We start from the raw sequence: 13,523 nt of genomic DNA on the forward strand, positions 1-13,523 counted from the left end.
CCTCTAGGGCCCATCCCCAACCCCGTCAAATGCAAATTTCACTTTTATGGCAATTTTTTTCATTTCGACCGACTTACGCCCCCAGGCAGCCCGTGTGGGCCGTGCAGGGCACGGCGACGGCGCCCCTGCGTGCCAGCAAGGGACGGCAGGCAGTATCCCCGCGCAGGTTTCTTAAGTGCTTGTGAAGCGCAGGCGATTATAGGGCCGGTCCGATGACCACGCCGATTCCCACCGCCCCGCCGGCGGCAGACCCGCTGGCGGACCGGCCGCCCGACGGGCCGATCGACGGCTTGGCCGCCCCGGTGCCGCTCGCCGGGCAGGTCCGCAGTGCGCTGATCTGGCGGTCGGGAAGCCAGATCGTCGCGCAGCTCGTCCAGTGGAGCGCCACCTTCCTGGTGATCCGCATCCTCGCCCCCGCCGATTACGGTCTGTTCGCGATGTGCCAGGTGATCCTGACCTTCATGGCGATGCTCAACGGCTATGGCCTGGCGAGCGGGCTGATCCAGCAGGCGACGATCAGCCGCCATGAGGTGCGCCAGCTTTTCGGCATGCTGATCCTGCTCAATGCGACGCTGGCCGCGGCGCAGCTGGTGCTCGCGCCGCTGGCCGCCGCCTATTACCGCCAGCCGGTCGTCGCCGACATGTTGCGCGTCCAGGCGCTGCTCTATCTCACCACGCCGTTCATCGCCTTGCCCTATGCGCTGCTGTCACGCGCGATGGATTTTCGCCATCAGGCCAAGGCGAACATCACCGCCTCGATCGCCTCGGCGAGCACCGCGCTTGGCGGCGCGCTCTATGGCCTTGGGGTATGGACGCTCGTCATCGCCCCGCTCGTGCTGTTCGCGGTGCGCGGCGCGATGATGACGTGGAGCGCGCGGTCGCTGGTCTGGCCGAGCTTCGACTTTCGCGGCGCGGGCCGGCTCGCACGCTATGGCGGGGTGATGGCGGCGAGCCAGCTCTTCTGGTTCCTGCAGAGCCAGGCCGATGTGTTCATCGCCGGGCGCCGGTTCTCGCCGCACATGCTCGGCATCTACACGACCAGCCTGTTCCTCACGCAGATCTTCGTCAGCAAGTTCGTGCCGCCGCTCAACGAAGTCGCCTTTTCCGCCTATGCGCGGATGCAGGCGGATCCCGACGCGATCGGGCGGGCGTTCGTCAAGGGCGTGCGGCTGGTGATGATTGTCGCCATGCCCTTCTATCTCGGGCTCGCGGTCACCGCCGAGCCGCTGGTGCTGACCGTGCTCGGCGAGAAATGGGTCGAGACCGCACCGATCGTCCGGCTGCTCGCGCTGGCGATGCCGTTCATGACGCTCCAGGTGCTGCTGACCCCCGCCTCCGACGCGCGCGGGCGACCGGGTATCGGCGTGCGCAACGGCGCGACCGGCGCGGCGATCCTCGGCACCGCGTTCCTGATCGGGGTTGAGTGGGGGCCGACCGGGCTCGGCCTCGCCTGGATCGCGGCCTATCCTCTCTATTTCGCGATCAGTGCGTGGCGGAGCCTGCCGGTGATCGGCGTCCCCGCACGTGCGGTCGCCCGCGCGGTCGCATCACCCGCGCTGGCCGCGATGGCGATGGCGCTCGCGGTCTGGCTGGTCGATCAGCGCCTGCCAGTGCTCGATCCGGTCTGGCGACTCGCGGTGCTGCTCGCGGTCGGCGGCGTGGTCTATTCGGGCTGGATGCTCGCCTTCGCGCGCGCGGCGCTCGGCGAGCTCGTCGCGCTGCTGCGCAAACGCCCCGTTGCGGTCTGATCGGGCCTGCGCCCTGATCGGGTCCGCGGGTCAGGCGGACTGGATATAGGCGCGCATCGCCGCGGCATCCGCCTCGATCCGGTCGATCCGGAATTTGACGAGATCGCCGATCGAGACGAAGCCGACGAGCTGATCATGGTCGATCACGGGCAGATGCCGGATCCGCCGCTGAGTCATCAGCGACAGCGCGCCGATCACCGACTCGGTCGGCGCCACCGATTTGACCGCGCGCGTCATCACGTCGCCGATCCGCTGCGTCAGCGCGCCCGCGCCCTTGGCCTGCAGGCAATGGATCACGTCGCGTTCGGAAAATATCCCGACCACGCGGCCGTCGTCGAGCACCGGCGCCGCGCCGATCCGCTGTTCCGCGAGCATCGCCACCGCGTCCGCGACGCTCGCATCGGGGTGCAGCGACAGCACCATGTCCGCGCGCGTGCCGTCACCGGTCCGCCGCTTCGTCTCGAGGATCGTCGCGATCGTCATCTCCGCCTCTCCTTGTCGCGTCTCCATGCGCGTGGCTTGAGAAAACCATGTTTGCGCGGCAATGAAAAGCGATGACCGATCCTTCTGCCGAGACACCGACCGGACTCGACGATCCACACTATGCCGCGTTCGCCTGGGGCCGGTTCCGGACGATCATGGCGTGGATGATACTGGCGGCGGCGATCTGCGCCGCGGGCGTCATCGTCGCGATGGCGCATCTTCAGGGGGCGCTGCACCTCGTGACGATGCTCGCGATTCTCGGTGGGGTCGGCGGATCGGTGATCATGGCCGGGTTGTTGATGGGGCTCGTCTTCCTGAGTTCGGGCAGCGGCCATGACGAGGACGTGACGCGGATCGACTAGCCGTCCGGGCGATGCGCGCGGCCGAGCGATGACACGAAAAAGGCCGGTACCGCAGCGTCGCGATACCGGCCTTTTTTATCCTGCCGTCTGGCGCGACGGTCAGCCCGCCTCGACCTCGTCGGTGGCGACGCGGACGCGACGGCGACGCGGCTTTTCCGCGGCTGCGCCATCCGCCGAAGCGTCGGCAGCGGGTGCCGGCGCCGAGGCCGAAATGCCGAGCGATGGCGGCAGGCGGTCTGCGTCGAACGCCGCGGGTGCGGCATCGTCCGTGGCGACCGGCGCGTCGAGACTGCGGTCGCGACGCGGGCGACCACGACGGCGGGGCTGCTCCTCGCCCGAACCGTCCGACGCGGGCGCCGGGGCGGTTGCGGCCACAACGTCGACCGGCTCGCCCATGGACTGGGGCGCGGACGACCGGTCGTCGGACGTGGCTGCGTCGGGCGTGGCCGGCGTTACACTGCGGGCAGTGACCTCGTCCGTGCGCTCGCCCTGCTGCTCGGACTCGGCCTGGACCGGACGCGCGGCGCGTGGCGTGCGACGGATGGTGTCGCGGCGCGGGGCATCGCGATACTCGTCACGGCCCTGGTTTTCGCGGGGCTGGGTCTCGCGCTGCTGGCCCTGCTCGTCACCGGGCTGCTCGTCGCGCGACTGCGTCATCCGCGGGCCACGGGGCTCGCCACGCTGGGCATCCCCGCGCTGGCCCTCGTTACGCTGACCCTCGTTGCGGTTCGCATCGTAGCGTGGGCGATCGTCGCGCTGCGAGCGGTCGTCGCGGCCCTGGCCATCACGGCCCTGGTTTTCACGGCCCTGGTTCTCACGGGGCGCGCGGGCGTTGGAATACTGGCCATTGGACTGGCCGCCATTCGCCATCGCCGCCTGATCGCCGGATCCCTGCTGCCCGTGCTGCTGCCCGTTCTGCTGGCTGCCCTGCTGCTCGCCCGAGCGGATCGGTTCGCCCTCGTCGCCATAATCGTCGTCGCCGTCGAGATCGAACGGCTGCTGGCGACGCGGCTGCTGCTGCGCCTGGGGCTGGCTCTCTTCGAAGCGCGCGCGGGTTTCGCTCAGCACGCGGAAATAATGATCCGCGAACTGGAGATAATATTCGATGTTGACGCGGTCGCCCTGCATCTGCGCGTCGCGCGCCAGGTTCTTGTACTTCTCGTACAATTGGCTCGCGTTGCCGCGCGCGCGGCTGTCGATGCGGTTGCCCGTGTCGCGGCCACCCTGGCCACCACCACCGCCGCCGCCCTGGCGTTGACCGCCACCGCCGCCACCGCCGCCATTATTATTGTTGCCACGACCGCGACGGCGGCCGGCTTGCCGGTTGTTGATCAAGCTTGTGTCCTCAGTCGTCGAACCAAAATCTGGTCGTGCTCCGAAATGCGGTGCAAACCCCCCGCCGCGCACCGATGACGATGCGTCGGACTTGCCAGGGCCGCCGGACTGCAGCGACTTTAAGGCGAAGGATGCGGGTCAACGCTCAAAAACGACCAAGTTGTCGAGATTGCGTGCCCCTGCCCACGTGATAGCGGCCCGGAAGGGCCTCCCACAAGTGAAATATGCGGCGGCAGGCCATAATCGTCAAGTCGCGCCGGTCATCGCGCAAGCAGGACGCGCGGGTTTCCGCCATAATCATGATGTAGCGCAACGTGCAGCCCCGCCGCCTCGAGCAGCGCCGAGACCGGCGCCGCCTGCGTCGCGCCGATTTCGATCACCGCCGCGCCGCCGGGCGCGATCAGCGCGGGGAGCTGCGCCGCGAGGATCCGGTAATCGTCGAGCCCGTCCGCGCCTGCGAACAGCGCCGCGTGCGGTTCGTGATCGCGGACCTCGGGCGGCAGCGTCTCGGCGGTACCGATATAGGGCGGGTTGGCGAGGATCAGGTCGAACCGCCCGGTGATCGCGTCCGCCCAGCTGCCGCGCAAAAACTGCGCACGGTCCGCCATCCCCAGCGCCGCCGCATTGGCGCGCGCATAGCCGAGCGCGTCCGCCGAAAAGTCGATGCCGAGACCGCGCGCGGGCCATTCGTCGAGCGCGGCGAGCAGCAGCGTGCCGGGGCCGGTGCCGAGATCGAGGATCGTCGCGGGCGCACCGCCGGCAAAATGCGCCTGTGCGGCGATCAGCAGCGTCTCGCTGTCCGCGCGCGGCACCAGCGCCCCCGGCCCGACCGCGACATCGATCGACCAGAAGCCGCGCATGCCGGTGATATAGGCGATCGGCTCATGCCGCAGACGGCGCTCGACCAGCGCCGCGAAACCGGCGGGAACGGCGTAGCGGTCGGGATCGAGCAGGATCGCGTTCCGCTCGACACCCAGCGCATGCGCCATCAGCAATTCGGCGTCGAGGCGGGGGGTGGCGGAAAAGGCGAGGCGCGCGGCCGCCGTGGCGAGGGCCTGACGTACCCCCCCGCCCGCGTGCGGGAGGGGGCTGGGGGGTGGGCTCGCGTTCACCGCGGTCGCACCGTCGGCGATGTGTCGAACGATTCCAGTGCCCCGCCCTCATGGAACACGCCGCGCGCCCACCCCCCGGCCCCCTCCCGCTTGCGGGAGGGGGGGAAGAAGGCAACCTCACCCATCCAGCTGCGCCAGCCGGTCCGCCTCGTCCTGCGACACCAGCGCACCGATCAACTCGCCCATATCGCCCGCGACGATTTCCGGCAGCCGGTGCAGCGTCAGGTTGATCCGGTGATCGGTCACGCGGCCTTGCGGAAAATTATACGTCCGGATCCGCTCTGATCGATCCCCCGACCCGACCATCGACTTGCGCGCACCCGCGCGCTCGGCATGCAATCGGTCGCGCTCCGCCTCGTAGAGCCGCGTCCGCAGCACGCGCAAAGCCTTCGCCTTGTTCTTGTGCTGCGACTTCTCGTCCTGCTGGATCACCGTCAGCCCGGTCGGGATATGCACGATCCGCACGGCAGAGTCGGTCGTGTTGACCGACTGGCCGCCCGGCCCCGACGAGCGATAGACGTCGATGCGCAGATCCTTGTCGTCGATCTTGACGTCGACCTCCTCCGCCTCGGGCAGCACCGCGACCGTCGCCGCCGAGGTGTGGATCCGCCCGCCCGCCTCGGTCGCGGGCACGCGCTGGACGCGGTGGACGCCGCTTTCGAACTTCAGTTTCGCGAACACGCCCTGCCCCGTGACGCTGGCGACGACTTCCTTGAATCCGCCCGCGTCGGACGACGATCCCGAGATCAGCTCGACCCGCCAGCCCTGCGATTCGGCATAACGCTGGTACATCCGGAACAGGTCGCCCGCGAACAACGCCGCCTCGTCCCCGCCGGTCCCGGCGCGCACCTCGAGCATCGCCGAGCGCTCATCCGCGGAATCACGCGGCAGCAACGCGAGCGCGAGCTTGCGGTCCGCGGTCTCGAGCAGCGTGCGATTCTCGTGCAATTCCTCCGACGCCATCGCGCGCAGCTCGTCATCGGCATCCTCGGCCATGAAGGCGAGGCTCTCGGCCTCCTGCCGCAGCCGCCGCACCTCGGTCGCCGCCTGCGCGACGGGTTCGAGCTCGGCATATTCCTTCGACACCGCGACGAAGCGGTCGGACGGCAGGTCGCCGGTCGACATCAGCGCCTGCAACTCGTCCCGCCGCGCCTCGATCGCGCGAATCCGGTCTGGGGAGATCTGGGTCATGCGGACGCTCCCTCTTCCGTCATCCCAGCGAAAGCTGGGATCCAGGGTGACCGGACGGAGCCTTCATGGCGCTGGATCCCGGCCTGCGCCGGGATGACGGGGAGGCTCAACGCAGCGCCTCCGCCAGATCTGCGAACGCGACCTCGGTCTGCGTGCCGGTCGCGAGCGCTTTCACCGCGCCGACGCCTTTGGCGAGCTCGTCATCGCCGAGGATGATCGCAAACCGCGCGCCGAGCGCATCCGCCTTCGCCATCCGCGCCTTCATCTTGCCCTTGTAGGCCATCTCGACCGCCACGCCCGCACGGCGCAGATCCGCGACGATGCCGGTCGCGCGTGCTTCGGCCGCGGCACCCATCGGCACGACCACCGCATCGATCCCCGCCGCCGCCGGCTCGTCGAGCAGCATCGCCAGCCGTTCGACGCCCGCGGCCCAGCCGACACCCGCCGTCTCGGGCCCGCCGAGCGACCCGATCAGCCCGTCATAGCGCCCACCGGCCAGCACCGTCCCCTGCGACCCCAGCCGATCGGTCACGAACTCGAACGCGGTATGCCGGTAATAATCCAGCCCGCGCACCAGCCGCGCATTGCGCTCCCACGCAACACCCGCCGCATCGAGCCCGGCGGTCACCGCGTCGAAGAACGCGCGCGCCTCGGACGTCAGATACGCGTCGATATCGGGCGCGCTGTCCGCGATCGGGCGGTCCTTCGGGTCCTTCGAATCGAGGATCCGCATCGGATTCTTCTCGAGCCGGGTCAGGCTGTCCTCGGACAGCTCGCCGCGATGCGCCTCGAAATGCGCGACCAGCGCCGCGCGCCACGCTTCACGCGTCTCGGCATCGCCCAAAGTGTTCAGCTGCAACGTCACGCCGTCCGCAATGCCAAGCTCGCGCAGCAGCTGGTCCGCCAGCACGAGCAGCTCGACGTCCGCCGCGGGCTCCGCCGCGCCGATCACCTCGGCATCGATCTGGTGGAACTGCCGGAACCGCCCCTTTTGCGGGCGTTCGTAGCGGAACACCGGGCCGCTGGTCGTGATCTTGAGCGGCGCGAACTGCTGCCAGCCTTCGGTCAGATACGCACGCGCGATCCCCGCGGTGAATTCGGGCCGCAGCGTCAGCGAATCCCCGCCGCGGTCCTCGAATGTGTACATCTCCTTCGACACGACATCGGTCGTCTCGCCGAGCGAGCGCGCGAACACCGCGGTGGATTCGAACACCGGGATGTCGATCCGCTGAAAGCAATAGAGCGCGCGCACGCGTTCGAAGGTGCTGAGAACATGCGCGAAACGGCGCTGCTCGTCGCCGAAGATGTCCTGAGTGCCGCGGATGCGACGCGGGGTTTCTGTTCTGGCCATGATGCGCGCGTATCTAGGCGACGTGCCCGCGAAGCGCTAGCGCCGTCACATGAGCAACGACGTCCGCTATTGGGGGCTCGGCCGGCGCATCGCCCCGCCGCGCTTCGTGCTGTTCGCATGCGTCTTCGCGATCGGCCTCGTTGCGCTGATCCCCCGACTGGGGCTGGGCCGCGGCACGATGGCGGCGTTCGATATCGCCGCGGTCCTGTTCCTCGCCACCGTCGCAACCCTGTTCGGCAACGCCACCGCGGAACGGATGCGGCGCTATGCGGACGAGAACGACGCCAACCGCGCGGTGCTGCTGGCGTTCAGCGGGACGATCCTGATCGTCGTGCTCGTCGCGGTGGCGAAGGAATTGCAGGGCAAGACCGATCTCGTCGCGATCCTGATCTCGGTCGCGACCCTGGTGCTCGCCTGGCTGTTCTCCAACATGGTCTACACGCTGCATTATGCGCATCTGTTCTACAGCGACGCCGCGGATGGCAGCGATGCGGGCGGGCTGGATTTCCCCTCCTGCGCCGAGCCCGATTACTGGGACTTCGCCTATTTCGCCTTCACGCTCGGCATGACCTTCCAGACCTCCGACGTCGAGATCACGTCGCGGCGCGTGCGCAAGGTCGCGCTCGGCCAGTGCATGGCGGCGTTCGTCTTCAACATCGGCGTGCTCGCCTTCACCATCAACGTGCTCGGCAGCAGCTGAGGCCGCCCCTCCCGTCATCCCTCTTCCGTCATCCTGACGAAGGTCAGGATCCAGAGTCATAAACACCACCGCCCGTAACCCTGGATCCTGACGTTCGTCAGGATGACGGCGCATGTGGCAAAGCGCGACGCACCAAACGCCTGCGACGCGAGACTATACCCCCCGGCAAAGGGCTGGACGACTGCCCTTTCTGCCGCTTACACCTTGACCATCGTCTCTCTGCCGGAAGGCCTTTTCCTTGATCCGCAAGCTTCTCGTCGCATCCCTGCTCGCGTCTGCACTTCCCGCGGTCGCGCAAGTCCCCGCCGGCAACACCGCACCACAGCCGGTGCCGTTCGTCGACACGATCCCCGCCGCACAGGACACGCCCTATCCCGGCACGATCCTGCTCGACATCGACGCGACCGATACCGAGCGCGGCATCTTCCGCGTGAAGGAGACGATCCCCGTCGCCAAATCGGGCAAGATGGCGCTGCTCTTCCCGAAATGGCTGCCCGGCAACCATGCGCCACGCGGCGAGATCGAGAAGCTCGCCGGTCTGGTGATCCGCGCGAACGGCCGGATCCTTCCCTGGACGCGCGATCCGGTCGACGTCTACGCCTTCCACATCGACGTCCCCGCGGGCACCAGACAGCTCGACGCGAGCTTCCAGTTCATCTCCGCGACCAAGGCGGACCAGGGCCGTGTCGTCATGACCCCGACGATGATCAGCCTCCAGCCGAACTCGGTCAGCCTCTATCCCGCCGGCTATTATACGCGTCAGATCCCGGTGAAGATGACCGTCACCTATCCGACCGGCTGGACCGCCGCGGGTGCGGTCCCCGCCAAGGTCTCGGGCGCGACCTATGCCTATGACCGGATTAATTACGAGATCCTCGTCGATTCGCCGATCCTCGCGGGCAAATACGGCAAGGTCTGGCCTTTGAGCCCGAAGGTCGACCTCAACGTCTTCGCCGACACCCCCGACCAGCTCGCCGCCAAGCCCGAACAGATCGACGCGCACAAGCGGCTCGTCGACCAGGCCGCGCGCACCTTCGGCGCCGAGCATTATGATCATTACGAGTTCCTGCTCTCGATCACCGACCAGCTTGGCGGGATCGGCCTCGAACATCATCGCAGCTCGGAAAACGGCGTCCGCCCCGGCTATTTCACTGAATGGGAGACGGGCGCGGCGGCGCGCAACCTGCTGCCGCACGAGTTCACGCACAGCTGGGACGGCAAGTTCCGCCGCGGCGCCGACCTGTGGACGCCCGATTTCCGCACGCCGATGCGCAACTCGCTGCTCTGGGTCTATGAGGGCCAGACGCAGTTCTGGGGCTATGTGCTCCAGGCGCGCTCGGGTCTGGTCAGCAAGCAGGACACGCTCGACGGCTATGCCTCGATTCTCGGCACCTACGACACCGCGCAGGGTCGCCAGTGGCGCCCGCTGATCGACACCACCAACGATCCGGTCATCTCGTCGCGTCGTCCCAAGGGCTGGACCAGCTGGCAGCGCTCGGAGGATTACTACAACGAAGGGCTGATGGTCTGGATGGAGGTCGACGCGATGCTCCGCCAGAAGTCGGGCGGCACCAAGTCGATCGACGATTTTGCCAAGGCGTTCTTCGGCATCCGCAACGGCGATTATGGCGAGGTCACCTACACGTTCGACGACGTCGCCAAGACGCTGAACGGCATCCTGCCCTATGACTGGGCCGGCTTCCTCACCACGCGGCTGACCGAGACGGGCAAGCCCGCGCCGATCAACGGCTTTGCGATGAACGGCTACAAGCTGGTCTATGGCCCCGTGCAGAGCCCGTATCTGAAGCAGGCGGAGAAGACCCGCGGCACCGATGTCAGCTATTCGCTGGGCTTGGTGATGAACAAGGACGGCGTCGTGACTGCCTCGATCTGGGACAGCCCCGCGTTCCGCGCCGGGATCGACGTCGGCACCGAAATCGAGGCGGTCAACGGCGAATCCTACTCGTCGGACCGCATGAAAGCGGCAATTCTCGCGGCCCAGGGCACCAAGCTGCCGATCCGCCTGACTGTAAAAAACAACGAGCGATTCCGCGACGTCTCGCTCGATTACCATGACGGCCCGCGCTATCCGCGGCTCGAGAAGGTCGGTACAGGTGACGGCGGACTGGACAAGTTGCTGATGCCGCGCTGACAGTTCCGATATTTTTCCGGTGCCGGCCGCCTCCCCAAGGGGAAGCGGCCGGCACCGCCATTTCTGAAAGGACCGCCATGCGTATCGACCTCATCCCGACGGGCAAGAATCCGCCCGAAGACCTGAACGTCATCATCGAAGTCCCGACCGGCGGCGAGCCCGTGAAGTACGAGTTCGACAAGGCATCGGGCGCGCTGTTCGTCGACCGCATCCTGCACACGCCGATGCGCTACCCCGCCAATTACGGCTTCGTGCCACACACGCTCAGCCCCGATGGCGACCCGCTCGACGCGCTCGTGATCGCGCGCTCGCCCTTCATTCCCGGCTGCGTCGTCCGCGCGCGCCCGATCGCGGTGCTCAACCTCGAGGACGAGGCCGGCGGCGACGAGAAGCTCGTCTGCGTCCCCGTCAACGACGTGTTCCCCTATTATTCGAACGTCGGCGGCCGTGCCGATGTGCCCGAGATCGTGTTCGAGCAGATCGAGCATTTCTTCACCCACTATAAGGACCTCGAGAAGAAGAAGTGGGTCCGCGTCGGCAAGTGGGGCGATGCCGAGGAAGCCAAGCGCATCACGATCGAGGCGATCGAGCGCTACGAAGAAGCCAAGAAGCAGGGCGACGAGCCGATGAACGCGGACGACGCCGCAGGTCGCTGATCACAAGCGACCGAAGTCGAAGCGGCGCGCACGCGGTGCGCCCTTCGACTGCGCTCAGGGCGAACGGGGCCGCGAACTACGCCCCCCCGTTCGTGCTGAGCGAAGTCGAAGCACCTGCCCCGCCCTCACCCAGCCGCCCCGCCCTTACGGCGCCGGCCGCTCCGCCTGCGCTTCCGCCAGGTACAGCGAGAACAACCCCGCCGGATCGGTCCACTCGCGGATCGGCGTCCACCCGCCCGACCGCAACAGGATCCGCGCATCGCGTGACCCGTATTTGTGGCTGTTCTCGGTGTGGATCGTCTCGCCCGCCGCGATATCGAATGGCCGCCCCTCGATCGTGAACGCGGCATCGCGCTGCGCCTCGAGATGCATCTCGATCCGCGCGCGGTCATCGTTCCACACCGCCTTGTGCCGGAACGCCTCGACCGGCACGTCGGCGTCGAGCTCGCGGTTGATCCGCTCGAGCAGGTTCATGTTGAACGCCGCGGTCACGCCCTGCGCATCGTCATAGGCGGGGACCAGCACCGCCGGATCCTTGATCCGGTCCATCCCGATCAGCAGCATCGCGCCGATCCCGAGCGACGCGCGCATCGCCTTCAACAGGTCGACCGCCATCAGAGGGATCATGTTGCCGATCGTCGACCCCGGAAAGAAGCCGAGCTTGGGGGTGTCGGCGATTGTCTTCGGCAATGCGAGCGGCCGCATGAAATCCGCCTCGAACGGCAGGACCAGCAGCTCGGGGAACTGCGCCGCGAGCACACGCGACGATTCGCGCAGGAAATCGCCCGAGATATCGATCGGCACATAGACCGACGGCGCCACCGCGCTCAGCAGGATCGGCGTCTTGGTCGACGACCCCGACCCGAATTCGACCACCGCACGTCCCGCGCCGGCAATCTCGGCGACCTCGGGACAGGCGGTCTCGAGGATTGAGCGCTCAGTCCGCGTCGGATAATATTCGGGCAGGTCGGTGATCGCCTCGAACAGTTCGGACCCGCGCCGGTCGTAGAACCAGCGCGCCGGAATCGCGCGCGGCCGCCGTTCCAGACCGGCGAGCACGTCCGCCCGGAAGGCGGGATCGGCCAGGCTCTGCTCGCCGTCTTCGATTTCACGCTTCAACATCAGATATCCTTGGCGAGCCGGACGCCGGTGAACTGCCAGCGCTGGTGCGGGTAAAAGAAATTGCGATAGCTCGCGCGCGCATGGCCGCGCGGCGTCGCGCAGCTCCCGCCGCGCAGCACGAACTGGCCGCTCATGAACTTGCCGTTATACTCGCCGACCGCGCCCTCGACCGCGCGGAAGCCGGGATAGGGCCGGTAGGCGCTGCCCGTCCATTCCCAGACGTCGCCGAAAAAGGCGGGGCCGCCGGCGCGTGCCGGCCGCGGCTCGACCGGGCCCGCCGCATCCATCTGATTGCCGCCATCGCCGGCATAGTCCGCCGCGACGGCCTCCCATTCGGCCTCGGTCGGCAGCCGCGCGCCCGCCCAGCTGGCATAGGCGTCCGCCTCGTAGAAGCTGACATGCGTCACCGGCGCCGCCGGATCGATCGCGCGCCGCCCGTCGAGTCCGAACCGCGTCCAGCCCCCGTCGCGCTCTTCCCAGTACATCGGCGCGACGATGCCTTCCGCCTTCACCCAGGCCCAGCCATCGGCGAGCCAGTGGCGCGGTTCGCTATAGCCGCCATCGGCGATGAACGCCGCCCATTCGCCATTGGTCACCGTCCGGTCGGCGATCGCGTGACGCGCGAGCAGCGTGTCGTGCCGCGGCGTCTCGCAATCGAACGCGAAGCCGTCGCCGTCATGCCCCATCCGCGCGATCCCGGCGTCGCGTTCGATCCAGCCGATCGCGCCCGGCATCTCGACCGGCACCTTTCGCGGCGCGGCCCAAACCGCGGGCTCGAGCGGATTTTCCGAAAACAAATGGAGGATGTCGGTCACCAGCAATTCCTGGTGCTGCTCCTCATGATGGCACCCCAGCGCCACCAGCTCGCGCGCCGCCTCGGGCAGGTCGGGCAGCGCCGCGATCAGCGCCGCATCGACATGCGCGCGGTACGCCCGGACCTCGTCGAGTGTCGGCCGCGTGATCATCCCGCGCCGGTCGCGCGCATGCCGCCGACCTTCCGCCTCGTAATAGCTGTTGAACAGGAACGGGAAGCGTTCGTCGTGCAGCCGGTAGCCCGCGACATGATCGCGCAGCACGAACGTTTCGAAGAACCAGCTGGTATGAGCCAGATGCCATTTGGTCGGCGACGCGTCGGGCATCGACTGCACCGTCGCATCCGCATCCGACAGCGGCGCGGCCAGCGCGATCGACAGGTCGCGCACGGCTGTGAACCGCGCACCGAGCGCGTCCGTGTCAGGCAGGGTCGCGGGATCATGGGTGGGGACGGGGTTCGGCATCGACTGTCCTCGTGCGGGCGATGCACGCGGCACG

12 protein-coding genes are annotated in these 13,523 nt (G+C 67.9%); 5 read left to right on the forward strand and 7 right to left on the reverse strand.

Annotated features, from left to right (window positions below; all coding sequences use genetic code 11):
- The first annotated feature begins 212 nt into the window (after window positions 1-212).
- Window positions 213-1,748, forward strand: coding sequence for a lipopolysaccharide biosynthesis protein (locus IFT54_RS00005; protein ID WP_192069229.1), 1,536 nt, complete (start codon window positions 213-215; stop codon window positions 1,746-1,748).
- A 30-nt stretch (window positions 1,749-1,778) separates the two neighbouring features.
- On the opposite strand, the gene IFT54_RS00010 is transcribed toward IFT54_RS00005, so the two are convergent.
- On the reverse strand, window positions 1,779-2,231 hold the full coding sequence (locus IFT54_RS00010; RefSeq protein ID WP_031394021.1) for a CBS domain-containing protein: 453 nt from the start codon (window positions 2,229-2,231) through the stop codon (window positions 1,779-1,781).
- A 71-nt stretch (window positions 2,232-2,302) separates the two neighbouring features.
- Here IFT54_RS00010 and IFT54_RS00015 point away from each other — a divergent pair, with 71 nt between their 5' ends.
- Window positions 2,303-2,593, forward strand: a complete 291-nt coding sequence (locus IFT54_RS00015) for a hypothetical protein (protein WP_031394022.1) — start codon at window positions 2,303-2,305, stop codon at window positions 2,591-2,593.
- Between the two features lie 99 nt (window positions 2,594-2,692).
- Here IFT54_RS00015 and IFT54_RS00020 read toward each other — a convergent pair whose 3' ends face one another.
- The 4 genes from IFT54_RS00020 to hisS form a co-directional block, all read right to left on the reverse strand.
- Window positions 2,693-3,928, reverse strand: a complete 1,236-nt coding sequence (locus tag IFT54_RS00020; protein WP_192069230.1) for a DUF4167 domain-containing protein — start codon at window positions 3,926-3,928, stop codon at window positions 2,693-2,695.
- Window positions 3,929-4,188: 260 nt separating this feature from the next.
- Window positions 4,189-5,040 (reverse strand): peptide chain release factor N(5)-glutamine methyltransferase, encoded by an 852-nt coding sequence (gene prmC / locus IFT54_RS00025; protein ID WP_192069231.1) that lies wholly within the window; start codon window positions 5,038-5,040, stop codon window positions 4,189-4,191.
- Between the two features lie 117 nt (window positions 5,041-5,157).
- On the reverse strand, window positions 5,158-6,231 hold the full coding sequence (prfA, locus tag IFT54_RS00030; protein ID WP_037531654.1) for a peptide chain release factor 1: 1,074 nt from the start codon (window positions 6,229-6,231) through the stop codon (window positions 5,158-5,160).
- A gap of 106 nt (window positions 6,232-6,337) precedes the next feature.
- Window positions 6,338-7,582, reverse strand: a complete 1,245-nt coding sequence (gene hisS, locus IFT54_RS00035; RefSeq protein WP_192069232.1) for a histidine--tRNA ligase — start codon at window positions 7,580-7,582, stop codon at window positions 6,338-6,340.
- Between the two features lie 49 nt (window positions 7,583-7,631).
- Here hisS and IFT54_RS00040 point away from each other — a divergent pair, with 49 nt between their 5' ends.
- The 3 genes from IFT54_RS00040 to ppa all read left to right on the forward strand — a co-directional run bounded on the left by IFT54_RS00040 (window position 7,632) and on the right by ppa (window position 11,090).
- The gene (locus tag IFT54_RS00040) at window positions 7,632-8,282 is read left to right on the forward strand and encodes a DUF1345 domain-containing protein (protein ID WP_031393173.1); all 651 of its coding nucleotides are present in this window, start codon (window positions 7,632-7,634) and stop codon (window positions 8,280-8,282) included.
- A gap of 238 nt (window positions 8,283-8,520) precedes the next feature.
- Window positions 8,521-10,434: a M61 family metallopeptidase gene (locus tag IFT54_RS00045; protein ID WP_192069233.1), complete on the forward strand. Its 1,914-nt coding sequence runs from the start codon at window positions 8,521-8,523 to the stop codon at window positions 10,432-10,434.
- Window positions 10,435-10,511: 77 nt separating this feature from the next.
- Window positions 10,512-11,090, forward strand: a complete 579-nt coding sequence (ppa, locus tag IFT54_RS00050; RefSeq protein WP_031393175.1) for an inorganic diphosphatase — start codon at window positions 10,512-10,514, stop codon at window positions 11,088-11,090.
- A 144-nt stretch (window positions 11,091-11,234) separates the two neighbouring features.
- On the opposite strand, the gene egtD is transcribed toward ppa, so the two are convergent.
- Window positions 11,235-12,212 carry an L-histidine N(alpha)-methyltransferase gene (gene egtD, locus IFT54_RS00055; RefSeq protein WP_037531658.1) on the reverse strand — a complete coding sequence of 326 codons (978 nt, stop codon included), beginning with the start codon at window positions 12,210-12,212 and terminating at the stop codon, window positions 11,235-11,237.
- A complete protein-coding gene (gene egtB, locus IFT54_RS00060) occupies window positions 12,212-13,489 on the reverse strand; it encodes an ergothioneine biosynthesis protein EgtB (RefSeq protein ID WP_192069234.1) in 1,278 nt (425 codons plus the stop codon). The genes egtD and egtB overlap by 1 nt, the downstream gene beginning before the upstream one ends.
- Window positions 13,490-13,523 lie beyond the last annotated feature (34 nt).

The organism is Sphingomonas sp. CFBP 13714, assembly GCF_014842205.1.
In the GTDB taxonomy this organism is placed as follows: Bacteria; Pseudomonadota; Alphaproteobacteria; order Sphingomonadales; family Sphingomonadaceae; genus Sphingomonas; species Sphingomonas aerolata.